This window comes from Arthrobacter sp. Y3223164 (assembly GCF_059091005.1).
This window is the reverse complement of record NZ_JBNHGF010000738.1, coordinates 1-711: the sequence shown is the minus strand read 5'-3', so window position 1 is coordinate 711 and position 711 is coordinate 1. Positions and strand designations below refer to the sequence as shown.

At 70.5% G+C, this 711-nt stretch carries 1 pseudogene; it reads right to left on the bottom strand.

From position 1 onward, the window contains the following. Positions 1–663: pseudogene (locus AC5RUJ_RS17715) on the bottom strand (ABC transporter transmembrane domain-containing protein); the annotation flags it as partial. Positions 664–711 lie beyond the last annotated feature (48 nt).

Below are 711 nucleotides of genomic sequence, written 5' to 3'. Positions count from 1 at the left end.
CGGAGCGGCGACCAGCGGCCGGCCCGCCGGCGCGTCCAACACGGCCTTGCTGCGCTCGAGGGCTTCCAGACCGTCTTCGCTCGCGTGGTGCGCCGAGCCGAGGTCGCGCAGCGGTTGGAAACACTCCGGAGCCAGGATCAGGGCCAGCAGCCCGGCTTCCAGTTCCATTCCGCCGTAAACCAGCCGGATGCCCACGAACACCGCCACCACGGCCACGGAAATGGTGGCGATCAGTTCCAGTGCCAGCGAGGACAGGAAGGCGACCCGCAGCGTGGCCAGGGTCCTTTCCCGGTAGGCGCGGGCGACATCGGCCAGGGCCCTGGTCTGCGCGGCGGCCCGGCCCAGGCCGACCAGGACCGGCAGTCCCCGGGCCAGTTCCAGCAGGTGGTCGGACAGGCGGTCCAAGGCGGCGGCCGCCTGTTTCGTCCGGTCTTCGGTGTGCTTGCCGATCAGGACCATGAAGACCGGCACCAGCGGCAGCGTGAGCACCACGATCAGCGCGCTCACCCAGTCCGCGGCCAGGATCCGCAGCCCCACCAGCAGGGGTACGGTGGCGCAGGTCACCAGGGCCGGCAGGTACTTGGCGTAGTAGTCGTCCAGGTTGTCCAGTCCCCGGGTGGCCAGCACACTCAGGGCGCCCTCGCCCGGGGCGGAGCCGTTGCGCCCGGCTTATACTGCAGCCAAGCATGGGGTGCTTGGTCTGACCCGTCA